Annotated in this window: 28 protein-coding genes; 10 read left to right on the top strand and 18 right to left on the bottom strand. The window is 43.8% G+C overall.

Translation table 11 applies throughout. From position 1 onward, the window contains the following. Nucleotides 1-74: 74 nt before the first annotated feature. The 3 genes from FD723_RS35165 to FD723_RS43480 all read left to right on the top strand — a co-directional run bounded on the left by FD723_RS35165 (nucleotide 75) and on the right by FD723_RS43480 (nucleotide 1096). Nucleotides 75-416 carry a helix-turn-helix transcriptional regulator gene (locus FD723_RS35165; RefSeq protein WP_179069866.1) on the top strand — a complete coding sequence of 114 codons (342 nt, stop codon included), beginning with the start codon at nucleotides 75-77 and terminating at the stop codon, nucleotides 414-416. Next, entirely contained in the window at nucleotides 409-906 is a 498-nt protein-coding gene (locus FD723_RS35170) for an SRPBCC domain-containing protein (protein WP_179069867.1), read from the top strand. The genes FD723_RS35165 and FD723_RS35170 overlap by 8 nt, the downstream gene beginning before the upstream one ends. A 61-nt stretch (nucleotides 907-967) precedes the next feature. Then, entirely contained in the window at nucleotides 968-1096 is a 129-nt protein-coding gene (locus FD723_RS43480) for a hypothetical protein (protein WP_256875343.1), read from the top strand. A 23-nt stretch (nucleotides 1097-1119) separates the two neighbouring features. On the opposite strand, the gene FD723_RS35175 is transcribed toward FD723_RS43480, so the two are convergent. Further along, the gene (locus FD723_RS35175) at nucleotides 1120-1521 is read right to left on the bottom strand and encodes a fasciclin domain-containing protein (RefSeq protein WP_179069868.1); all 402 of its coding nucleotides are present in this window, start codon (nucleotides 1519-1521) and stop codon (nucleotides 1120-1122) included. A gap of 193 nt (nucleotides 1522-1714) precedes the next feature. On the opposite strand from FD723_RS35175, the gene FD723_RS35180 reads away from it, so the two are divergent. Then, entirely contained in the window at nucleotides 1715-1924 is a 210-nt protein-coding gene (locus FD723_RS35180) for a CopG family transcriptional regulator (RefSeq protein WP_179069869.1), read from the top strand. A 104-nt stretch (nucleotides 1925-2028) separates the two neighbouring features. Here FD723_RS35180 and FD723_RS43485 read toward each other — a convergent pair whose 3' ends face one another. Further along, nucleotides 2029-3024 (bottom strand): hypothetical protein, encoded by a 996-nt coding sequence (locus FD723_RS43485; protein ID WP_256875344.1) that lies wholly within the window; start codon nucleotides 3022-3024, stop codon nucleotides 2029-2031. 92 nt (nucleotides 3025-3116) lie between these two features. Here FD723_RS43485 and FD723_RS35190 point away from each other — a divergent pair, with 92 nt between their 5' ends. Next, entirely contained in the window at nucleotides 3117-3512 is a 396-nt protein-coding gene (locus FD723_RS35190) for a hypothetical protein (RefSeq protein WP_179069870.1), read from the top strand. Next, nucleotides 3502-3933, top strand: coding sequence for an HNH endonuclease (locus FD723_RS35195; RefSeq protein WP_179069871.1), 432 nt, complete (start codon nucleotides 3502-3504; stop codon nucleotides 3931-3933). The genes FD723_RS35190 and FD723_RS35195 overlap by 11 nt, the downstream gene beginning before the upstream one ends. Nucleotides 3934-4265: 332 nt before the next feature. Here FD723_RS35195 and FD723_RS35200 read toward each other — a convergent pair whose 3' ends face one another. Further along, nucleotides 4266-4772: a DUF1993 family protein gene (locus FD723_RS35200; RefSeq protein WP_179069872.1), complete on the bottom strand. Its 507-nt coding sequence runs from the start codon at nucleotides 4770-4772 to the stop codon at nucleotides 4266-4268. Between the two features lie 361 nt (nucleotides 4773-5133). Here FD723_RS35200 and FD723_RS35205 point away from each other — a divergent pair, with 361 nt between their 5' ends. Then, nucleotides 5134-5751: an isochorismatase family protein gene (locus FD723_RS35205; protein ID WP_179069873.1), complete on the top strand. Its 618-nt coding sequence runs from the start codon at nucleotides 5134-5136 to the stop codon at nucleotides 5749-5751. Nucleotides 5752-6147: 396 nt separating this feature from the next. On the opposite strand, the gene FD723_RS35210 is transcribed toward FD723_RS35205, so the two are convergent. Further along, nucleotides 6148-7797: an FAD-dependent monooxygenase gene (locus tag FD723_RS35210; protein ID WP_179069874.1), complete on the bottom strand. Its 1650-nt coding sequence runs from the start codon at nucleotides 7795-7797 to the stop codon at nucleotides 6148-6150. A gap of 458 nt (nucleotides 7798-8255) precedes the next feature. On the opposite strand from FD723_RS35210, the gene FD723_RS35215 reads away from it, so the two are divergent. Beyond that, nucleotides 8256-9257 carry an NADPH:quinone reductase gene (locus FD723_RS35215; RefSeq protein WP_256875345.1) on the top strand — a complete coding sequence of 334 codons (1002 nt, stop codon included), beginning with the start codon at nucleotides 8256-8258 and terminating at the stop codon, nucleotides 9255-9257. Nucleotides 9258-9321: 64 nt separating this feature from the next. Here the strand turns inward: FD723_RS35215 and FD723_RS35220 are convergent, their stop codons facing one another. Together FD723_RS35220 and FD723_RS35225 are read right to left on the bottom strand one after the other, a co-directional pair. Continuing rightward, a complete protein-coding gene (locus FD723_RS35220) occupies nucleotides 9322-10689 on the bottom strand; it encodes an IS4 family transposase (RefSeq protein WP_179069875.1) in 1368 nt (455 codons plus the stop codon). Nucleotides 10690-10885: 196 nt separating this feature from the next. Further along, nucleotides 10886-11029 carry a hypothetical protein gene (locus FD723_RS35225; RefSeq protein ID WP_179069876.1) on the bottom strand — a complete coding sequence of 48 codons (144 nt, stop codon included), beginning with the start codon at nucleotides 11027-11029 and terminating at the stop codon, nucleotides 10886-10888. Between the two features lie 389 nt (nucleotides 11030-11418). On the opposite strand from FD723_RS35225, the gene FD723_RS35230 reads away from it, so the two are divergent. Together FD723_RS35230 and FD723_RS35235 are read left to right on the top strand one after the other, a co-directional pair. After that, complete coding sequence (locus tag FD723_RS35230; RefSeq protein WP_179069877.1) at nucleotides 11419-11805, top strand: ester cyclase; 387 nt, start codon at nucleotides 11419-11421, stop codon at nucleotides 11803-11805. 106 nt (nucleotides 11806-11911) lie between these two features. Further along, a complete protein-coding gene (locus tag FD723_RS35235; protein WP_179069878.1) occupies nucleotides 11912-12544 on the top strand; it encodes an NAD(P)-dependent oxidoreductase in 633 nt (210 codons plus the stop codon). A gap of 137 nt (nucleotides 12545-12681) precedes the next feature. Here FD723_RS35235 and FD723_RS35240 read toward each other — a convergent pair whose 3' ends face one another. The 12 genes from FD723_RS35240 to FD723_RS35295 form a co-directional block, all read right to left on the bottom strand. Further along, nucleotides 12682-13068 carry a RidA family protein gene (locus FD723_RS35240; RefSeq protein ID WP_179069879.1) on the bottom strand — a complete coding sequence of 129 codons (387 nt, stop codon included), beginning with the start codon at nucleotides 13066-13068 and terminating at the stop codon, nucleotides 12682-12684. Between the two features lie 35 nt (nucleotides 13069-13103). Then, nucleotides 13104-16385, bottom strand: a complete 3282-nt coding sequence (locus FD723_RS35245) for a plasmid replication protein, CyRepA1 family (RefSeq protein ID WP_179069880.1) — start codon at nucleotides 16383-16385, stop codon at nucleotides 13104-13106. Between the two features lie 115 nt (nucleotides 16386-16500). After that, nucleotides 16501-17100, bottom strand: a complete 600-nt coding sequence (locus FD723_RS35250; protein ID WP_179069881.1) for an alpha-ketoglutarate-dependent dioxygenase AlkB — start codon at nucleotides 17098-17100, stop codon at nucleotides 16501-16503. Nucleotides 17101-17129: 29 nt separating this feature from the next. Next, complete coding sequence (locus FD723_RS35255) at nucleotides 17130-17888, bottom strand: hypothetical protein (protein WP_179069882.1); 759 nt, start codon at nucleotides 17886-17888, stop codon at nucleotides 17130-17132. A gap of 27 nt (nucleotides 17889-17915) precedes the next feature. After that, nucleotides 17916-18374 carry a DUF1392 domain-containing protein gene (locus FD723_RS35260; RefSeq protein WP_179069883.1) on the bottom strand — a complete coding sequence of 153 codons (459 nt, stop codon included), beginning with the start codon at nucleotides 18372-18374 and terminating at the stop codon, nucleotides 17916-17918. After that, entirely contained in the window at nucleotides 18371-18769 is a 399-nt protein-coding gene (locus FD723_RS35265) for a hypothetical protein (protein ID WP_256875346.1), read from the bottom strand. Before FD723_RS35265 ends, FD723_RS35260 begins: the two co-directional genes overlap by 4 nt. After that, on the bottom strand, nucleotides 18766-19116 hold the full coding sequence (locus FD723_RS35270) for a hypothetical protein (protein WP_256875347.1): 351 nt from the start codon (nucleotides 19114-19116) through the stop codon (nucleotides 18766-18768). Before FD723_RS35270 ends, FD723_RS35265 begins: the two co-directional genes overlap by 4 nt. Next, on the bottom strand, nucleotides 19074-19892 hold the full coding sequence (locus FD723_RS35275; RefSeq protein ID WP_179069884.1) for a hypothetical protein: 819 nt from the start codon (nucleotides 19890-19892) through the stop codon (nucleotides 19074-19076). The genes FD723_RS35270 and FD723_RS35275 overlap by 43 nt, the downstream gene beginning before the upstream one ends. 130 nt (nucleotides 19893-20022) lie before the next feature. After that, a complete protein-coding gene (locus tag FD723_RS43490) occupies nucleotides 20023-20412 on the bottom strand; it encodes a hypothetical protein (protein WP_256875348.1) in 390 nt (129 codons plus the stop codon). 25 nt (nucleotides 20413-20437) lie between these two features. Next, nucleotides 20438-20638: a hypothetical protein gene (locus tag FD723_RS35285; protein ID WP_179069885.1), complete on the bottom strand. Its 201-nt coding sequence runs from the start codon at nucleotides 20636-20638 to the stop codon at nucleotides 20438-20440. After that, nucleotides 20631-20957 carry a hypothetical protein gene (locus FD723_RS35290; RefSeq protein ID WP_179069886.1) on the bottom strand — a complete coding sequence of 109 codons (327 nt, stop codon included), beginning with the start codon at nucleotides 20955-20957 and terminating at the stop codon, nucleotides 20631-20633. Before FD723_RS35290 ends, FD723_RS35285 begins: the two co-directional genes overlap by 8 nt. Before the next feature lie 109 nt (nucleotides 20958-21066). Continuing rightward, on the bottom strand, nucleotides 21067-21861 hold the full coding sequence (locus FD723_RS35295; RefSeq protein WP_179069887.1) for a hypothetical protein: 795 nt from the start codon (nucleotides 21859-21861) through the stop codon (nucleotides 21067-21069). Nucleotides 21862-21902 lie beyond the last annotated feature (41 nt).

A 21902-nucleotide genomic window follows, 5' to 3' on the forward strand; every position in this document is an offset into this window, starting at 1 on the left:
CCTTAAGTGGGGGCTTGACATGATTCAATAGTACATTTAACCTAGTAGTTAATTAACCATTAGGTTAAATAAAAATGTCTAACGAACAACTGAGCCTTACCTTTGCTGCCCTTGCTGATCCTACTCGGCGTGCAATTCTGGCTCACCTCTCCAAAGGTGAGGCGTCGGTAAGTGAGTTAGCCAAGCCTTTTAAGATGAGTCTTCCTGCAATCTCCAAACATATAAAGGTACTAGAGCGTGCCGGACTGATTGTGCGAGGTCGCGAAGCTCAATGGCGACCATGCCAGATTCAAGCACAGCCGCTTAAACAAGCGGCGGATTGGATTGAGCAATATCGTCAATTGTGGGAACAGAGGCTTGATCAGCTTGATGATTACCTACAAGAATTACAAACCCAGGAGGAACAAGATGAGTAACATTGAGGATTCCATTGATGCTCAATCCCAACGTGAGCTAGTCATTACTCGCATCTTGAAAGCGCCGCGCTCCGTTGTGTTTAAAGCGTGGACTGATCCGAAACACATAGCGCAGTGGTGGGGGCCCAAAGGTTTCACAACCCGTGTGATTGAGATGGATGTGCGTCCAGGCGGGAAATGGCGCTATGTGATGACTGGCCCAGACGGCAGGGAGTACCCGGCCAAAGGTGTTTTTCGTGAAATCGTACCCTTTGAGAGGATTGTTACCAGTGATGAATTTGATGAAGGCTTTGAAAAAGTCGTAAATGCTGATTTACCAAAGGGAATGGTTGTAACAGCCATTTTCGAGGATTTAGATAGCAAAACTAAACTCACACTCCAGATTATGCATGAGTCTATTGAGGATCGGCGTAAGCATGAACAGATGGGTGTGATCGAAGGGTGGAACTCCACTTTTGACTGCCTAGATGAGTTTTTGGCGAAAGCTTGAGTCTTTCTTACTAGGGATGAGGTGCTTGTATGTTTATCTTCATCAAGCCGAGAAAAAGTTGATGCGATGGTTGCTCCCTGGACTTGCCGCCGGTGGAGCAACCTACAATGAACCACAAGACCACAGTTTTATGAGCCTCTCACCGATGGACTCAGAAGAAGCCGCACAGAGCAGCAATCGCGATGTTTAATCTCAAAAAGACTTCACGGCATTTTACTGAGGGATTAATACCTGATCAATAACATGAATCACACCATTATCTGCTGACACATCCGGTGTGACAACTGTTGCATCATTTACCTTAACACCATTATTAGAATCAATTTTGAGGTCTGTTCCCTGGGTTGTTGTTACCTCGGACAACTGTGCCAAATCTACTGCAACAATTTTTTGAGCTACTACGTGATACTCTAGAACTTTTCTTAACTCAATCACATCTTCAAGTAATGCTTCTACAGTACCAGATGGCAGTTTAGAAAATGCCTCATCTGTTGGTGCAAATACGGTAAATGGGCCGGAACCTTTGAGCGCTGTGTCCAAACCAGCAGTTGTAATTGCTGTTACCAAAGTGTTGAAAGTACCTGCATTGATTGCAGTATCTATAATATCTGGCATTGAGTTTTACCTTAACAGCAATCTGCCACTGTCCCAGATACCCATTCCAGTAAGGCTCACCATCAGCTACCCCAATAGAAAAGCCAATTGTTTTGAGATTTATTGGATTAAATAGGCTAAAAGGTAGATTAGGAGAGGCTTTGAAACAAAGGTATAATTTTATGTGGCAATAATAGGGCAGTTTAAAAAGTAAATGGGGAATAAAAAATGGGCAGTCAAACGACTGACAGTAAATCTCACATCAACAGAAAGACAGAAACTGGAACAATACTGTGCAAAAACAGGAAGACCCTTTAACGATGTAATCCGGGAATTACTGCGTTCTTTAAAGGTGGATAGTGACGAAGCATCGGAAATTTCGCCAGATTCAGAAGTTTCAGAATTAGCTCGGCTTCAAAAATAAGTCAATAAATGAAGCAATAGATATTACAGGACTGCTCACCTACACTCAACACTTAAATGATGCTTGAGGAATTAACAGTCAACTGGTCTGTAACGAATGGCAAATCACCCCATCCATTCAGTCCACTGCGGCGCATCTGTCACCAATTGAGCAAATTTGTCTGGGTCAAGATCCTCAAACTCCAGCATCACACCGCAACGCTCATCACTCGTTAGCGTACTGAGTAATTCTTTTACCGCATCAACCCCATTCTCTACACATTCAATTGCTAGTCGAGCGTAATATTTGACCCGCTCCCACCAAGAATCACTGAGTTCTGCTTCTGTGTCCATACCCCCCCGATTATTATCTCCACTTTCATCATTGGGGGGTGTGGACGGCGATGAAGAAGGCAAGGGGGCAGGGGTGCAGGGGTGCAAAGGAGAATTATTGTATAAGTTCTTTCCCCTCTGCTTTTCTGCACAAGTGCCCCTCTGCTCAATACCATACTGAGACTGCATTCTAGCTGCATAAGCCGCCTGAAGCTCAAGTGATTCTTGGCGTTTCCGTTCCCTCTCTTCCCGTTGCCTTTGCCGATAATCCAGCACCTTCTGGATAAACTCGACATTAGAAGTATTGAGCCGATAATACCGAACACGCTGCCCATCCTCCAATGGCCGCCGTGACTCAGTAGACAAACCCAGTTGTGAAAGATACTGCCCCAAAATCCACATCGGAGACTCCGATAGCGGGATGGTCAGATTGAGAATACCTTTAATGTGAGATGCGTTGCGCTTAGAGAACTCAGCCAAAGCCTGAATCATCGCTTCGTCACCTTTAATCTCAACCCCAGACATAAGATCCACCAGTACCGCTCTCAGTCCCAGCCGATGACGCATCAACCACGCGGTAGAATGATTACTCCAGTCAGTGCAAATGGCTAATCGCTCCCGTTCCGATTTATCGCGTTCAGCAACAATAGCTGGCGGTGGAATAAATTCTCGCCCCTGTTCATCAGTGACCATTTCAAAGGGTGCGGCCAATATCGCTTCAAGTGCGACAATCTTTTTAATTAACCGCCCCCCGTCATCTTGCTCCACCAGTTCAGGAGTTACGCTCATGTCGTAAGTGTCCTGTATGAATTCTTGATTAAATCGAAAAAACCGTCCAGTCTTAGTACAATTTGATTAGACATAGGTAAGCGTGATCTTCCATGACTCCAGCAACCGATATTCGTAGAAGAGCGATCGAACTGATTGAGCAGTTGTCAGAAGAGCGGTTAACTGCTGTAGTTCAATTATTAGAGTTTCTGTCTGAACCCTCTAAGTTTGCTGCATCCAATCCGATTGAGTTAGCCCTGGTTGAAGTCATCCAACGTCGCCTGGCTCCTAATGAGCAGAAACAACTAGAAGAGTTACGCAAACGCGGTGAGTGGGGGGAACTCACCGACATGGAACATGAAGAATTGATTACTTATGAGGATCAGCTAGAACAGTGGAGGGTAGAACGTCTGGAAGCTCTTATGGAATTAGCAAGGCTAAGGAATATAGATTTGCTGACCTTGAATCGTCAATTGGTGTCGGAATCGAAGTTATTCCATGCCGTTTGAATCTGAGAGAGTATCTGCTGCAATGCGACGGACAGTAGCCAGTAGAGCCAAAAATCTTTGTGAATATTGCCGATGTCCAGAAGAATTTTCTCCTGACAGCTTCACTATAGAACACATCAAACCCCGTCAGGCAGGTGGAGAAACGATAGCAGAAAATTTAGCTTGGTCGTGTTATGGCTGCAATGGTCGAAAGCACACCAAAACCAGCCATTGCGATCCAGAAACAAAACTTGAGGTGGGACTGTTTCATCCTCGTCAGCAGCTTTGGTCAGAGCATTTTAGCTGGAACGATGATTTTACAGAGGTTATTGGTAAAACTTCCTGTGGTCGAGCAACAGTGTCAGCTCTGCAATTAAATCGGGTTGGAGTCGTTAACTTGCGTCGCCTTTTGACCTCGGCGGGACTGCATCCACCGCCATAAAAATGTTGGTAGTGGTCAATATCTAGCGATCGCCAATTCTCATTTTAAGGTTTCATGACATTAAACCCCTTGCAGCAAGCAGGGTTGATAAATTCCTAACCAATGCAGCGATCATACCTGTCTCATAACCGAACAAATATCGAATTGAATGTAGTATTATATTTTACTAATTAATCGGCAAATTCAAGCCAGTGTAATTGCTGAGAAAGAGAAAAGGGAAATGTTGAAGAAAAAACTTTTCCCCACAATGCCAAGAAGTGAAGAAGTCTATTTTTTATTAACCCAAGCAAGATCGGAAAATCTCGAAAAAATTGCGTTAGATATTACTCTGATTAAGGCTGACCAAGAAAGTCTCCTTTGCCAAGTTCTACACCACAGTGCCTAAGAATGTCATACGCTGTTGTGACATGGAAATAAAGGTTTGGTAAAACAAAATATAGCAGAAATGGCATTCCTTGAAAAGAGAGAGTGTTGTCACGCATTTGTAGGGTAATTTCTCTCTCTTCTGAACCGTCAATTTGCTCAGGTTTAAAAGTATTTAAATGAGAAATAGTTTTTTTAATGCGGTCAATAAGTTGACCAAATGTAGTTTCATTGTCCTCGAATTTAGGTGGTTCTATTCCTGCTAACCGTGCAGCACCTCTATTTACTGTGTCAGAGGCAATTTGCACTTGTTTTGATAATGGAAACATATCTGGGGATAGACGACTATTAATCAAGACATTCGGATCTATTTTTTTAGTTTCAGCATAAGCAGCACCTTTTTCAAGAATGTTTATAAGATTATTCAGTGCGCGAATAGACACGGGTATTAAAGCTTGATACATTGAAATGGTCATTGAAATTTCTCCAGAAAAAGTTCAAACGACTTTGAGCCGCCCCATCTAATATTAGAGGGGAGCAACGGGAAAAAGTGAGATCCTCGTGAAATAGGCTGTTATTGAGCAGGGGAGCAGGGGGAGTAAAGAGACAAATAAGCGTATTTTTAGCTCTAATTCCTCAAAAATGAGCCAACGGTAAGTACTTGTTAAGATGATGTTGACTCATTTTGAATGAGTCAAAGCAAACCATCACTGACCACTCAGGGGATCGCATCAGTCGAGTGTATTCAGATTCACTTGAGGAGACAGTCAAAAGCCTTTCACTAAAGATATTAACTGTTTGTGTTCATGACAGACAATAAGAGAGGAAAACAACACAATGAAATATTCTGATTTCACTCAAGAAAACTCGGCCATGCTTCTGATTGACCATCAAGTTGGGACGATGAAGCTGATCAAAAACTTACCTCTGACAGAGGTAGAAAAGAATACTCTTGCACTTGCAAAAGTGGCAAAGGTGCTTAACATACCTGTGGTTTTGACAAGTAGCCAAGAGGATCGGTTTCAAGGAAAGCTAATGACTACTTTAGCAGAATTGCTAAGAGAAGCTTATGAGGTAAGAGTTAAACGTGCAGGTATTGTAAATGCTTGGGACGATGAGAATTTTGTCAAAGCAGTCAAAGATACGAATCGTACTAATTTAATTATGGCTGGCATAACTACGGATGTTTGCTTAGTTTTTCCAGCGATTAGGGCAGTGCGTGAAGGCTATAATGTTCAAGCAGTGATGGATGCTTCTGGTTCACCATTCCATCTCTCGGAAGATTTAGCACGGCAGCGGATGCATGATGCTGGAGTTGTGCTAACTACTACGATCACAATAATTGCTGAATTGGTTAAGGATTGGAGCCGTCCCGAAGGTGTCGAGTTACAGCAATTATTGTTTAGTGATGTGTTGCCCCCTGAGTTCATCGAAGGCACTAGCACTCCATATTAATCGAGCGACACACTTGAGCGGGAGCAAAATATGAATGAAATTGGACGAAAGAGAGTAGGAGGTGTAGGGAAAACTGTAATCTATGTTGACTAGCGATCGTCGATAATATCTAATATTGACATGATGGCCAAGGCATTAAGTTGTCAGGGTAGCCCTGCGGCTAATCCTTCACAACCCATAATGGGCTTGATTTCTAGCCAACGAATCGCACCCCTGACTTCCTCGTATTTGCTCCCGTCTGCGGACATCCCAAGGCAATGAGCGTTTGCTTTGTCTCAAGATAGATTGATAAGCTTCGGGCGATAACCAAGAACCATCCTCGAAGAATCTACTCCCCCCGCAAGCCTGAGCAAATAACGCGCACAAGCGTACCATTGACTCCACTGCCGTAACAAATTACAGTCCGAAAATTTTACTGAGATAGTCCATTAGATGATCGCTCTCTATTAAGCGACTGCGGAACCCGACATACCAGTCAGGGCGAATCAGGTAAAGACAGGCAGAAGACACGCCATATTTGTCATGTAGATCACCTTCACTATCCATCAACGTAGAACCATCCCAACATAGAGTTGGCGGCTCCTTCATCGCATTGACAACCAGATGGGATCTGACAACTTGACTGTACTTTTCACTGATGGTTCGCCCCACAACAGCAAATTGCTGGTAAATTTCATCAGTCGCTTTCTGCCCGCTAAATAGTAGTAATGTCCAGTGAGTTCCCCGAAAAATCTCAAATAGCTCTACAGTTTCTTTGTTGGCAAGGCGAACAATCGGGGCACTAAGAGCGCGCTCGCCTGCCGTCGGTCCATTGCTGCCACCGTGATCCTCGGAGATCGGGCTGGTGTCTTTGTAGCTGATGTCTACTTCTTCTAAGGTATGCAGGATTTTTGTCCGAATCGACTCCTGACCGACAATGAATGGGCCAAATAGCCGCACTGCATTCTGTTTCAACTCATTTGGGTGCAAAATAATGCGATATCCTTTGTCAGTGCCTGCCAATAAAGCTTCTGCGACCGGAACTCGCTCGGCATTGTAGGTATCCAGCAAATCAGGAGTAGCTTTGCTTTGCAGAGTATATGCTAGTTTCCAAGCGAGGTTGAAGGCATCCTGAATGCCTGTATTCATGCCCTGTCCACCTAATGGAACGTGAATATGTCCGGCATCTCCAGCGACAAAAATCCGCCCTTGGCGGAAGCGATCGGCACGGCGATGAGAGGTGCGATACCGCGCCAGCCATACAGGCTCGTAAAGTTCGGCTTCTACACCTCCGAGCTGATTCAACGCATCTTGCACTTCCTGTAAGGTCGGTGGTGTTTCGTTGCTGGGGTCAGGATCAGCTAGGGAAATGAACACCCGCACGATGTCGTCGGGCATTTCAATTACCATCATGTATCCGAATGGAGTCAGGAACAGATAGCTGGTGCCTTTGGGTAGCGTCCAGCGAATCTTGGCATCGGTTTGAATGAACTGCTCGTTTTCGTATTTGGCCCCTTCAAAGCTTAAGCCCAGCCGCTTGCGAACAATACTATGGGCACCATCGCAACCAACCAGGTATTTTGCGCGAGCAACCTCTTCGCTGCCATCAGCATGGCGCAGCTTTACAGAAACTCCGGCCTCATTCTGCTCAACATCGATTGCCTCTACTTGCCACTCCACTTTGACCCCAAAACTATGCAGATGCTCTTCCAGTACATGTTCGGTTCTATCCTGTCCCAGAATAATCGGGTGAGGGTGAGGACTATCGATCGTATCAGAATGCAAATGTCCAATTAACTTGCCATAGGCATGTAAACTGATACGTCGTAGAGGAACACTGACTGCTTTTTCCGCCGCGATCGCCCCCATTGCATCAAACACTTCCTGAGTGCGGACATGGAGGATTAATGCTTTGGAAATGGATTTAGTCCCAGAATCTCGATCGATAATGCGACAGGAAATGCCGTAGCGAGACAATTCACAAGCAAGTGTCAGTCCAACTGGGCCTGCGCCAATAATCAGCACGTCTAGAGCATTTGCATGATCTTGAGCCATATTCATCGTCATTCCAATTCCTTAATGACATTGCAATCAACTTGTTGATTGTAAAGGGATTGTTAATCTGTTACGTTGCTCGACAATCAAAACCGTGAAAAAGCAGAGGAGCAGAGGTGCAGGGGAGCAGAGGGGTAGAGGAGAAAAACCACGCCACTTGCGGTTGTTGCTCTCAACTAAGGAAGCGAGGGAGCAAGGGAGCTATCGCGCCACTTATAGGCTAGGCGTTAGCGCGTAGCGGGACTAAGTACGGCTTTGAACCTTATCTTTTTCGTAAATATCGCTGCGATCCAGAATGATAAATTGTGGAATCTAGAATAGATCAAATTTGAAGTATTTACGTTAAGGCTATGTTAATTTTATAAGCCTCTGGCGATAACCAGGAACCCCACCAAGAATCACTGAGTTGTTCAGCTGATTTTTTATAAAGATTTAAATTTGACTTAATGTTAAGGAAACACAATTCTGGTATGAATGTAGAAACTTCAGTTAATCATAATAAAGATAAAATTATGAAGGCAATTAGGGTTCATCGATTCGGCTCTCCAGAAGTGATGCAAATTGAAGATGTTCCCGATCCAATTGTGGCAGTGAACCAAGTTTTGATTCGAGTTCAGGCTGCGGGTGCTAATCCATTAGATACTTACCTTCGATCTGGAGCTAATATTGGAGATTACACACCAACATTACCCTATACACCAGGTAACGATGCTGCTGGAATTATAGAGTTGGTGGGAGAGAGAGTCACAAAAGTCAAGGTAGGGGATCGTGTATATGTTCAGCCTTTAACAGGTTCTTATGCTGAACTAGCACTGTGTTATGAAACACAAGTCTATCCACTACCGGAAAATATTTCGTTTCCCGAAGGAACCTGTATCAATATTCCCTGTCGTACTGCCTATTATTCTCTGTTTATATTGGCAAAAGCCACAGCCAAAGAAGTGGTACTAGTGCATGGAGCAAGTGGTAGTGTAGGCAGCGCGGCGGTTCAACTGGCAATAGAGGCAGGATTGACAGTCATTGGAACTGCTGGCTCAGTTGCCGGAATAGAATTAGTCAAAAGTTTGAGCGCACATTATGTTTTTAATCATCGACAGCCGGACTATCTGAGCCAGATTCGAGAAGTAGCAAATGGCATCGATATAATTCTAGAAATGGCTGCGGGTACAAATCTCACAAAAGATATCAGTCTGATGAATCCAGGGGGACGGATTATTGTTATTGGTGGTGGAGAGAATGTAGCAGTCGATCCAGTAGCAATTATTGGATTAGGAATCAGCATTATTGGCGTGCGGTTGTCGCTTATGGATAATCAGACGAATGAAAATATTCATGCTGCTCTTTATCAAAGTTTGTCCAAGGGTTCATTACGTTTGATTGTTGACCAAGAGATTCCATTGGCAGAAGCAGCACGCGCCCATCACGCAATTGAGCAGCCAGGTTCTTTAGGTAAAATTTGCCTAATCCCTTAACATCAGGACATCACAACTTTACCTATACCGGAATGGCACTAAGAAAAGCCGAAACGCTTGTGTATTAAGCGGTTTGCAACTGCTTTCTTAATTCATACCGGGGTTTCGTCATTAAGGGGTAAGCTTTTGGGCGACGTTTACGGACTCGTGGTTCGTTTCTAGCAGGACGGTCAGGAACAGCCTTGTGAGCGATAACTTTGAGTAAAGTACGATAAATTTTAAGACGTTTTGTTGAAGTTGCGGCTAATAATTCGGGAATAAAGTTATTTAAATGATGGCGAGTACCTTGCAGTGACAGGCGTAACGGAGAAGTCGTGTAAGTAGTACCTGCCGACCACATCAAACCACGAAGTAGATTGTAAGCTAGCAAATAAACGTAAATTTCTTTACGTACCATTGAGGGAGTTTTACAGCGCAAAATATCCATTCCCAGAGTAGTTTTAAGATGCCTTAAATCTAGTTCAACGTCCCAACGTTGACCATAAAGCCCAACAATATCTAGAGTAGAATAAGCTGTTGTGTCTAAGAGAGTAGTAATTAAGCTAACTTGTTCAGTGCGAAAGCCAGGAACAACAATATAATAATATATCTCTCGTACAGTTATGGTTGAAGGTAAAGCATTAAATTCATCTTTACTCAATCCCTTTGGGCATTTTTTAGGTTTCTGCCAAGTTACTAACTTGTCACTTGAGCCAATTATTTTACCTTTTCGCATCGTGGTTTTTCGAGCTTGGTGTTTCCGAAAAACTGCATCACAATTTCTATTTTTAATAGAAACCAAATCAGCATAAGCACAAAATGCTCTATCCCCTAAAAGGATATCCAATGGATTAAGAAATTGATATAAATTTCTAGCTAATTTAATATCATGCGTGTTCAGAATATCTATGCACAGTGCAATAGCGGCTCCAGTCGCTAAACTGAATATCACACCGATTTTCGCAATTGGGAATCCACATCCAGATGCTTGAGTAGAGGGTTGAGGGTAGCATGATTGGTTATCTAGAGTGTCTGGCATCGATACCGTAGACCCATCGATTACTTTCACATTTCTTCCACACCATAAATGCTCTATTTCTACCTTTTCTTCTAAGCTTTTCCCAACCTGACTAAAAAGGTTTTCTAAAAACTTTTCTGGTAATCTAGACCTAGCTTGACAATAAGCACTCGTGTCAGATGATGGAATTTCTACACCTTGTTCTGCCAAATAAGCAATGGCTTTGCTCACTGCATTATGACAACTTTTATCAGGATCTAAAACTTGAGATAAAAACGCCCAAAGCGTTACTATTGGATCAAATAATCGCCTATAGTATCTAATTTTTAGCTCCGAGAGTGCTTGTTCAATTACAGATGATGGTAACAGTTCTTTGAAAGGTAGCCCCAAACTCTGGCTAAATTTATCCTTGAGGATTTGTACTCGTAGTGTCACAGTAGTATTTATGATGTTGGCTTGCTCGTATCAAGGAAAGTATTTCATGAACGAGTAAGCTTTTCCTACCTAAAAAAAATTTTTGGACAATCAGTACATTTCTAGAGTGGTAAAACTTGCTAGAGTAGCTTTTTCATAATTGAAATAGGCGTAAATAGGTAAACCAAAATTTTCAATAATAACGAATTTACTACGTTTAAGTTTTTGCTCTAGCTAGTTTTGCCACGCTAGGTACATTTAACTCCACTGTCTTTGTCAGGCACAGCGATGGCGTACCCACTTTTCTCGCTGGCGATCGCAACATCAAGGACAATTGCCTATCCCATCCCTGAACCTTCACTGTTCAATAGCTTTAAAATCTGTAGTTCCTATCCCGCATAGCTTAGAGCTTTTCTTAGTGCCATTCACCTATACCGCAACTAACCAATCACACACCACCGATTTACAGCCGGTAGCAAAGTTAACCCAAACCGGGAGCAACGCGAAAAAGTGAGATCCTTGTGAAATAGGCTCTTGAGCAGAGAAAGCAGGGGAGCAGAGGGAGTATAGAGACAAAATGTGTATTTTTTACTACTAAAAGATATTGCTTATACACTTATTTCTTCCTCTTCCTCTGTCTCAAGAGCCTCCCCTGCAACGCCAGCCTCCCCTGCTTATCCGAGCAGTATTGAGTGTGGTAGGATGAGTGCTGTTAAACACTACAGGTTTTGTAGTAAAGGAATCACTTTGATGTCTACAGAACAAAGGTTAGAACAAAATAAGAGATTCATCCGCAATCATTTTGAGGAATTTGTGAACCGCAAAAACTCTGCTGTTGCGTACCAGAATTTTGCAACTGATTTTGTAGACCACGATGAACCAGATGGAGAATCGGTCGGTCCCGAACCTGCTAAACGGATGATGGAAAATGTCTACATTAAGTATCCCGATATACATGTGACAGTGGAGGATGCCATTGCTGAAGGCGACAAAGTTATGGTCAGGAACGTTTGGCGTGGAACCGATTCTTCTACGGGCAAGAAGATTGAATTCAAAGGTTTTGTGCTTTGGAAACTGTCAGACGGTAAAATTGTCGAGCGCTGGGCAACAATTACACCACCAACCGAAACTGATTAGGGAATGCTGTACAGTAAAGCATTGGCAGTCGTCGCTGTTTATCTTGCTCGAATACAAACTCTTTTAAATGTTGAGAATTTCGTTTGACTAGCACAGGAGGAAGGCGGTGAAACTGGTAATATTTGGTCCAACTGGCATGATCGGAAGTCGGATTGTTGATGAAGCATTGTCACGGGCACATCAGGTAACTGCCATTACCAGAGATCCATCCCGATTTTCTATTTCCCATCAAAACCTGACGATTATTGCTGGTAATGCCCTCGATCCTACCAGCGTCGTTGATGTTGTTAAAGGTCATGATGCAGTGCTGAGTGCGATCGGGACGAGTGGTTCTTCAGTAGAAGTGATTGCAGACGCGGCTCGTTCTCTGATTGAGGGTTTATCACAGGTTGGAATTCGTCGCTTAGTTGTTGTCGGTGGGGCAGGTGTTCTTGAGGTTGAACCAGGGGTTGAATTTGTCGATAGCCCCAATTTTTTTGAGGAGTACCGCCCTCTGGGCCTTGTTCATCGCCAGGCATATAATCTCTACAAAACTTCCGATTTAGATTGGACGTTTGTCTGTCCAGCGGCTGAGATTGCACCAGGGGAACGAACTGGCAAATTTCAAGTTGGGGCTGACCGCTTGCTGACCAACGAAAAGGGTGAAAGCCGAATTTCGGCTGAGGATTTTGCGATCGCCTTCGTCAATGAAGTTGAAACCCCCCAATATATCCATCACCGTTTAACAGTTGCCTACTAAATTAATTGTTTCCCAAGGTAGGTAGAAACCACTCTTCCCGTTGTATCGTTTCTCCGAACTCAAACACAAGGGTGTGTTTCTCAGCAATACGAGTAGCCAAGAAGTTAGGTAATTTGTAATAAAATTGCTCCTCAAACCTAGCCCCTAGTTTTTTTTGCTGTCACCTCTATCTCAATCCGCATTCTCGGATCTGAAAGCCCTGCAACAATCATTGTTGCTGCCGGTCTGACATCTCCTAAATATCTACGAATTACTGGCCAGCTTTGTTCAAAGTCTTCTCGAATGGGTAAAATGTAACGAACTCGCACTATATCCTGCATTACCAGTCCTGCCTCTGTTAGTGCAGCATTAATATTTTTAAAACACTGCTCTGTTTGTTTTACAACATCATCAGATATGGTCATCGAACTGTAATCAAAACCTGTGGTCCCAGAAACAAAAACCCAGTCTCCATCAATAACGGCTCTAGAATAACCAATTTCTTGCTCAAAGATAGAACCCGAAGATATGAATTGACGACTCATTTAATTGTGGAATCTCCTTCCAAATGTATCTACAATTAAACCACTATCAACCAATCGCACAGTACAGACTTACACCCCGAAGCAAAGTTAACAGCAATCTGCCATTGCCCCAAATACCCATTCCAGTAAGGCTCACCATCAGCAACACCGACAGCCGAGCCAACTTGGGAGACAAGCTCTGTGTAAAACCGACCAGCGCTGTCCAAACCTTGCTGCAATTTCAGCTTTAGCCCCTTCCATCCAAGAATCGTAATATTTTCTGGGGTATGTAGTGCTGTGTCACTGAGTGGTGTTGCAAAGACTATATTATTAGTGCCTGACACCACTTCAGTATTGTGGGATATGGATAGTGATGTTGTGTCAGTTACTGGTGTAGTTGTACTTATATTATTCGTGACTGACACCGACTCACTAAGAAATAATTCATCTCGATTTAACCACTGCCCAAAAATTGAATTGCGCTGATCATCAGGGGCAACAAACTGATAAACGCACTCCCGGTTTTCACGCTTACCCAACCGACCAATATAATCCAACTTCAAATCAATCTTGGCAAGTAATTTCTGAGCGATCGCTATGGAAGTAAGTTTTTCTGAGATACTGACATTCAAGTAATTCTTGATAACGTGCCGATGCTTTACAGCCAGGGCTTTAAACTCCACCATCTTCTCGTCACTGCCACGTAGCTGAACATCTGGTGTAAGAAACTGCAACAGATTGAGATTTTCGAGTAACAACACAGCAGGTAATAACTGCCCTTTGTTAAAATCTGGTTTCCAAATCGAATTCTCCCCTAATTCCAACTGCGCCTTAGCTCGTTTAGTATCACGGTTAGTCAGAAATTCTCGCCCCAGCGTCAAATAGTAATGCATCCGCAGTTGAGGATACCACCCATCGTCATCTTTCTCGACCAAATCAGGGGTCACGTCAATTTCGTAGCGACGGGATAATTCCGCCTTGCGTTGCTGATGTCGTTCGGTTTTCGTTTTCGCTCTTGTGTCTTGCAGCTTTTTGAGTTCGGCATCAGAGATGGTTGGAGAATCCGCGATCGCTTTACACTCCGCAGCATACAATTCAACAGATGCCACTTTAACCGACTCGATTACTGCCCCACTCTCATCATCATCAGCATCGTCGGCATCAATAACGGTGTACCCATCTTCGAGCAAACCCGCAAGCACAGACTCTCGATAGCGCCGCATTTCGACGTTAATCACAGAACCACGCTTACCCCAAGTCTGCAAAGATTCGGGCTGGAAGTTCTGGTCAACAAAGCTGTAATCGTCATTATCCGCCGCCGACAACAGCGCAATGTTCGCTTGTGTTGCGACGTGCTGACTTCTGAGCAATCCTCCTATCGTTGTGGAACCATTGCCCACAACCGACATCCCCCATTCTCTCACCCAAATGTGGCGGTCAACAGTTTCCCTAACCCTTGCCAACATCTGACGCACGGAGTTAACCGGCTGCACTCCCTGAAATATTCCCCAAACAGCACTGAAATGTCCTCGAATGTCGATGGATACGCCAGTTTCTAAACTTGGAGAGGCGATAACCAAATCGTATTGGGTGAGAATTTCGTTCAGGTGAGCGATACAACCAAAAGCCGCATGAGATGGATCAGCAACAGATTCGCTGTCAATTCTCAGGATTCGCAGATGTGGGAATTTGCGGTGAAAGCGTTCTTCCAAAGCTTGCGTTCCCCATTTGGACTTGGCTTTTTGAGCAGAGCAGCATAATAGATGATGCCCACCTTTGGCAATGGCTTTGTCCAATGCTGCAATCAAATTCTTCGGATTACTGCCAGAATAGTTGTAACAGTTTCCAGCTACGTGGCGATAATTGTTGACGATGACGAACGGGTTAACTCGATATTCCCCAGCGAGTGATAAAACATACTTTACATCAGTGTCAGAAACATCAGCGCTTGAGAGATAAATCTTTCCCTGGCTGCTGCCCAAAACGTTCTGTACCAGTTGTTTGAGATTTTTGAGAACGGACACCCGACGTTTTTGCACTTCCGTACCAGAGTTGAGCAAATGCCAGAATACTTGGTCACACTCATCAATAATAATGACATCATTCGCCCAGTCATTGGGATTGAATCGCGCCTGGCTTTCGTGATGTAGTGAATCAACGCACACCCCGTATCCTAATAATGTGCCTGTTTCTGAGGTATGGACTTCAGTAACATAGTTAACACCAAAGCGATTACACAACGCCTCACCTAGCTGGATGCGATGGGTAATGATTAATACCCGTCTCTCTTGGTCGTGTGCTTTTGCCACCTCAGTTGCCAGCCATTCGGTTTTACCGGTTCCCTTGGGGGCTTTGAGAATGATGAGTTTTTCACCTTCAGGTACAAGAAGCTGTCCGAGGAATCTTTGGTTGAGAGCGATCACTGGAGGATAAGTCAGCAGCGTAAACAGCTTGATTTCCCACAATTCCAGTGCAACGGCTGTGTTGTAGAGTGCGTCAAAGGCTTCCTTCCCCAAGGCATAGATAAAATCATCAACCCCTTTCTCTGCACCTAATGGTAAATCAATCACCCGCAGCGAACAGCCTTCATTTACCAGCAGCCGTCCCATGCGACTGATAGCGGTTCTGACTCGCTGTAAAGTTTCGGGTTTATTGTCCTGGTCAAAGCAAATATTAACCTGTCTCCCCTGTGTTGCAAAATGTTTCAAGTCGGGGATGAGGAATGGCTTACCGATGGCAGTACCGTACTCATCATGGGGTGTGCGGTATCCAGCGTTAACCCCAGGAATTGCGATCGCAGTATAACCAGCAGTTAGTAACGCCCCCGCTTTTTTGACACCTTCCACGATTGTCACTGGTACATTATGCTTCCAAACCCAGTGCCAGAAACCACCAGGATGCTGTAAGTCTTCTTCTGTGATGGGGATGCCGCTACGATTGGAGACTTTCACCCAGATGCGATTTGGTACTAAAAGGAAGAAAGCGCGTGTTTCTTCCCTGTAAGGATGCTCGTATTTGATAAACTTGTGGATTTTTTGGCGATCTCTTCGGGGATGGTCAGGTTTGAAACAGCCCCACATCATACTGATGTAGTTGTTGAGCGGGTCAACACCACTGCACCACCAGCCGCCTAATTCAATGTGCTGGTATTTCTTCAAGTCCCTGTCTCTGAGCCGCCCATCGTTACGACGGGAGATTTTGGGACTGTAGAGCAGATATTCGTAAGGTGTTGTGCCGTAGAGTGAACGCACATTCAGAGCAATGATTTCTTCGTCAACTCCACTGTTGAGCCATTCTTGTTGATGTTTAGCATGAGAATCAGATTCGATTATACGCATATTTCCTCTGTTTTTTGACGCATGGAAATGAAGCGGCATTGCACCCATGCCGCCGGTTAAAATTGAAGTGAAGAGCTTGTGCTGGCTATGAAATCCTCAATAGCCAGCTACAGCGTTATTTCCTGCCTCCTGTGTGTGGTCGGAATGTGAGATTAATTCGCGTGCTGACGACTTTGTTGGTCTTTGGAACCTGATGCAGATGAGTAGACTGACAACCAGGGTGCATCACAAGCAAACTCCCGTGTTCCAACCAAAAATCAGTAGGTTTGCCATTTCTCGGTTTAATTTGAAACTTGCGACATGATCCCAGACTTACTGATGCGATAGCTGGATTTATACCCATTGATTGCTCATTGTCGGAGTGCCAGCCAATTGAATCCTGTCCACTGCGGTATTGGTTGCCGATGACAATACGGAATTTGTAACCAGTCAACGCGGTGATTCCGTCCCGTAAGTTAGCCAGAGCATCTGTCCAAGTCAGGGGTTTTAAAAATACGCTGTTGGAGTAGAGATAATGGCAGCCGTAGTCCCCGTAAATACATTCGAGGCGGGGAACGGGCATTGTTTTACCCGCGATTCTGATTTGATTCTGTTGCCACTCCAGTTTCAAGCAGTGTTGGTAGAGTTCGTTTGCAAGTTCAAGAGCTAAGAAATCGGGGTAGTAGGTGACTGGTAAAACTGGGACTGATTCCGTAAATAAATTGAGTTGTTGCATGATAGTTCTCTCAAATTTTGAGACTGCTATTAGTTCTGTTCAGCTTTAAAAACCTCAACCAAAATACTTTCTGGATACAAACCGACTTTTCCAAAACGTGGGTCATGAATGCGTTCTATTTCTATCCCTTGTTTTCGACATAATGCGCTTGCCTTTCTACCTTTAGTACCCGCTTCTTTAACTGAGATTTCTAAACCTTGAAGATTGGCGAATCCAACAACACTATATTTATGACCGCATGGTGTATTCACCCTATCTTGTTCAACTTCAACTGCTTTGAGTCTCGCCAAGATTTGAGTTTGTTGCTGTTGTTGCTCCAATAAATATTGTTCTTGCTGTGCCATCTGTTGAGCGATTGCAGCGAGTAACTGTATTTGTGTCATCGCTGTTTCGGAAGGATTGGTAGGTTTAGTCCAGCCCAATTTGTCCTGAATCCATGCTCGAATGCCGATGGTGTTGAATGAACGGCATACCAATCTGGCTTGTTTAGTGCAGTATCGCCCAGCCTCGTAAGCGTAGTACTCTAGGATGATTGCGATCGCAATGTCGGGGATACCAATGGTTCTCCACTCTCGAAGTTCACCAGTCTCAAACCCTTGCATGATAATGCTTTGAGCTAATTTAGTTGGTTTTAGTTCACCACTTTGAAGATGATTAATGATTGCAGCGTGGTCTACTCCAGCTAGCCTTGCAGTTGCTCGAATACTGGCTTTAGCCTGACCATTAGCGTCAACCTCAATCTCTTCTTTAATCTGTTCGATGATTTGGCTGATTTCAATTTGCGACATAATTTTTCGTTGTGTAATTAGAAAGAATTAAACATTTACTCGCACTAAACTTTTTTCACCAACTAACGAGAAACGATTCGATATAGTTGGTGTCTTAATTAATGTTGGCGACATCAATTCAACAAGGTAAAACCAAGATTTATGCACCAGCGCAATCCCCAGAATCAGCCGTTGTTTTGTTCCCCTATCGTGAGAACAGAGGATCACTCTTTCACCCAAAACGAAAGCAGGTTTTTGCACAGTGATGACTTCTAATTCTCCAGTCCCGATGATTTGGTTTTGTGTGGCGTGGAGTATTTCATTACGGCAATCAATTGAATAAATCCAACATTCGTGTTTCCATTGCATACCGCAGCAGTAACCAAATGTTCTTGTTGTGCGTAGGAAAACTCTCTCCAGTAAATTAACTGCAATCGGTGGGATTGTTCGACCCCAAGGTGGGGAGAGATACCAACTTGTTTTCAGGGCATTAATATTGTCAATCATGCTCGTCTCCCTAATAGGTAATTAATCGCTTCAACATCGAGAGCAGCAATGCGTTTTTTGATTGATTGTGGTGGGTTATCAAAAAACTGCTTAAGATGCCATCTCCGAATTTGGTAATGTCTGGCAGAGCGTGTTGTAGCTTTGAGCCATCCTCTTTTTACCCACCTTGTAACAGTTGAGAAATTCAATTGAAGAACTTGAGCAATTTCCTGGCAGCTATAATTATCAAGAGTGGGACGGGCTGAATAACCTAAGTTGTTTAACTTCAGGTAAATTGCAACAGGTGTGCGTTGATATCCTCGCCTTTTTAGGATTGAAGCTATTTGTTTGACTGTATAGACTTCAGCTTTCGCCTCAATAATTGCGAGTTCCTCATCAGTCCATTTGATACTCATCTGATTACCTCCTTCTCTGAAGAGATAGAATTGGTGTCTGCCTGTCTTTGTACAATCCGAGCAGTAATAGATTCAAAGTCAACTTGAAAGATGTTCATATCTGTGGACATTTCCCCACTGTTGTAGCGGTCTACGATCTGCTGTTTAATTGCGGATTGGTTCAGCCCATCAGGGATATCAATGTGCGCTTCACTGATGATTTTTTCGACTACTGTGACAATGACTCTCATGGGTAATTCCTGTTTGGTAATTTGAATAAATGAGAAGCCAGAATTATTCTGACTTCCGACTTCTAAATTCCGGTTCAGCCTGCCCCAGTCTTTGCTGTTTGTAACTGTTGCATCCATGCGTTGATTGCCGTTAATTCATCCGCACCATTAGCGACAGCATCAATCACTTGCTTTTGATACAAAGATTCGGCATGAGTGGGATGGTCACACTTGTCTGCTGCCCAAGCCAAACACATTGTTTTTACCAATTCATTAATCTTGGTAGTATGAAGTAGACTTGGGCGGTCAACATCCTGAAATTCCAACCACTCTTTGACTAAATCAAGTGGATAATCAAGCAAAGTACGAATATTTTTGATTCGTAAATCAAGTGTATGTACTGGTTGAGGGACTACACTAAGTTTTGGTGTAGATGGAATGCCACCTAAGCGAAATTGGATGTCACGAATGATTGTTGCCCAATCAGCATTTTTGTTCCATTCTCTTTCAATTCTGCTTTTACTTGCAGCATCGTAAAGATTGCAGAAAACTGTATTCTCGTCACCAGCATTCGCAACGATAATCAGTGGTTTAGAAAAATCCTGAACTAATGAGGCAGCGAGAAGAAAGCTTTTGGCGAAATTGGTTTCAACACCAGTCCTGACAACATAAAGTTCATCTGCACTCACGACAATATCCAGCTTCAGGTTGTCCTTTCCTTTGAATTCTTTAGTGGTTAATCGCAGTTCAGACAGATAGCCAGTTAATGCTCTTTGGGAAACAGGAATGGTTTTATCCCTGTCAATATCGTAGTGATACCACAGGTAAGATTCTCCACCTAACTCGGCGTTTTTGACATATAGATAAATCGGTTCAGGAGGGTTGCATAAACCTAGTTTGATTTCAGTAACCATGTTTTACCTCGGTTAAAGTTTTATTGATTGGTGTTCTGTGTGCAATAATGAATGGGAATTCTGTAGCGGGAGAAAAACTTCCGTGCGTTCATCTGAGTAAGCGGCACTCATTCAGGTGAACGCTTTTGTATTAAATTGAAAGTTCTCGATTACGCTCTAGCTCCCATTCCAGATAAGTGAGTGCAGTTTGAGCATCAGCAATGTTTAAATCTGGGCTATATCCCTCGTCCAACAGTTTTTTGTAGTCTGGGTGCGTAGCAATAAGGGACATCAGAGTTTGAGCTTGTTCAAGTAATGGGTAGAGATTGGGGTTAGACATTTCAATGCCAAGCCTGGAACATAAATCTTCCACTTTCACACCCCTGATTCCTGGCTCAATCTCGGTTTCTAACTCTTCAAGCAGAGATTGGAAATTCGGGTGTTCATCGTTAATTTCAATCTCAAATAAATCTGCACTTTTCGTAACGACAGTTGCCCAAGCAGGTAAAGTTTGTGGAATCGTCTTAGCGTAAAGTTTCATGATTGTGTCCTCTGGGATTAATAACCTAAAAATCCTCGGCAATCTCCAACAAAAAACCGCTTCCCGTGTTCTGTACTTGCACCAGTTCTTTATCCAGCAGTGTTTGAATAACTGAATCTGAGAATTGGAATTGCAAACGGTGCAGAGGCACACAACCACCACAAAACTGAAGCACACGCAGCAAATGATTGGCTCTACGGTCAAAGTTTTCTGTAGAATTAGCCATTGTTTGCACCCTTAGTTAATACGGTTAACTGTCGGTTTAGAATGCTTATCTGTTGTTGATAAAACTCAATCTCTGCGGTAATTTCTGAGAATAATTCTTCTGGAGAGAGCGGTTGGATTTGCTCCTCTTGCAAGTACGATATTTCATCAGAATTCTTGTTAGGCATGAGTACATAGCGCCAACCATCATCAAATTGTTCAGCCAACTCTGTACCAGAGGGATAGTAATAAAGTCCCAAGATGATGCCCTGTTGTGTACGCTGATCCAAAGCAAAGCGAGGGTATGCCCAGTGTTGGGGGATTGAGATTGTGGGTTGCATATTGATTGGTGAATGAAGGGACAATGAAGCAGAGGTGCAGAGGAGCGGAGGAAAGATTTGTACAGATTCTTTCCCCTCTGCACCCCTGCCCCTCTGCCCCCTTGCCTCTTTACGCTGTGACTAACTCCGCTCTCTCCAGCAGCCGTTGCAATTTATCGCCAGTTAGCTGTTCTAAAGGTTGGTCTAAAAAATATTCATCAAAAATGGATTGACCATCAGTAGACACGTCCACCATCGATAATGAGCGCACAGCATCAAGCACCGAGTTAGAATACTTCTGCTGGACTGAATAACGCCTCTTCACCCACCAGTTCCCGTCAGTGCATCCGACTTGCCCCAGTTTCACGCCCTTGTTGTTGTAAATGCCATCATCAAGAATTTCAAACCCATAATTTTGGCACTCGTTGAAGATATGCGCCATGATTTGGTTTTCGGTTGTGGGGGGTGTTGCAAGTTGTTCCTGCACAGGTAATGAGCCGTCTTTATAGTGCGTGCAGATGAAGCGATCGCAACGCATTGGGGTGTTGGCACGGAATACTTCTGTATCGTTGACTATGACTACCCAGGGTTGCGTTAAGTGGTTGTCGTCATGGCTAATGCTGGCTATAAGTTGATTACCAGCGTAATATTCGTGATCAGAAAAGGAGATTTCGACTATTCTGAGTGGTTCAGGAGCTACGGCTTGAGCTTGGGTTGCGATGTAGTTGTCGAGTTCGGCTTGAGCGAGGGCTTGGTTATCAACTTTCTGAAGCTGGGTGGATTGGTGGGTGATGATTGCGTTTACCCAGGTTTCAGATGCTCTTTTGTCCCCGGTGGGTGTTATGCCTAATTCGGCAGCGATTCTTTTGAGACGGGGGAGGTTGTAACGGCAAAGGGCTTGCTGTGTGTAGGTTGGATGGGTCATAATGAAATTTCCTTATTATTAGGAACAGAGAAAGCGCTTCA

Source organism: Nostoc sp. C052, assembly GCF_013393905.1.
Taxonomy (GTDB): Bacteria; Cyanobacteriota; Cyanobacteriia; order Cyanobacteriales; family Nostocaceae; genus Nostoc.